This is a genomic window from Roseateles sp. P5_B10, assembly GCF_056400485.1.
In genome coordinates, this window is record NZ_JBFULE010001807.1 from 1 (window position 1) to 503 (window position 503).

The window sequence follows — 503 nt, forward strand, 5'->3', positions numbered from 1 at the left end:
TCATCGCGCCGGCGGTAACGTTCAAGCCGAATGAAGACACCACCCTCACGTTGCTCGCCAACTACCAGAAGGAAAAGAACGGCTGGGGCCTGCAGTTTCTGCCGGCATCAGGCACGGCCTATCCGAATGCAGGCCGCACAATCCCGATCAACCGCTTCGTCGGCGAACCCAACTTCGACAGGTTCGACACCGAAATGGCCTCGGTCGGCTATCTGTTCGCGCACAATATTAACGACGCCCTCACCTTCCGGCAGAACCTGCGCTATTCGTGGCTGCACAACGAGTCGGACAGCATCAATGGCGGCGGCTATCTCGATGAGGCATCCGGGCTGCTGAACCGCAGCGGCGGCTCCTCGGTGTCGAACCTCGGCTCCTTTGCGCTCGACAACCAGTTGCAGGGTAAGTTCACCACCGGCATCCTCAGCCACACCACCCTGTTCGGCATCGACTACCGCAATACGTCACTCACTGACGTCAACAGGCTCTATGGCGCCGACCCGATC

At 60.0% G+C, this 503-nt stretch carries 1 pseudogene; it reads left to right on the forward strand.

The features are described 5' to 3' along the window. A pseudogene (locus AC1DU6_RS36015) lies at nt 1–503 on the forward strand (TonB-dependent siderophore receptor); the annotation flags it as partial.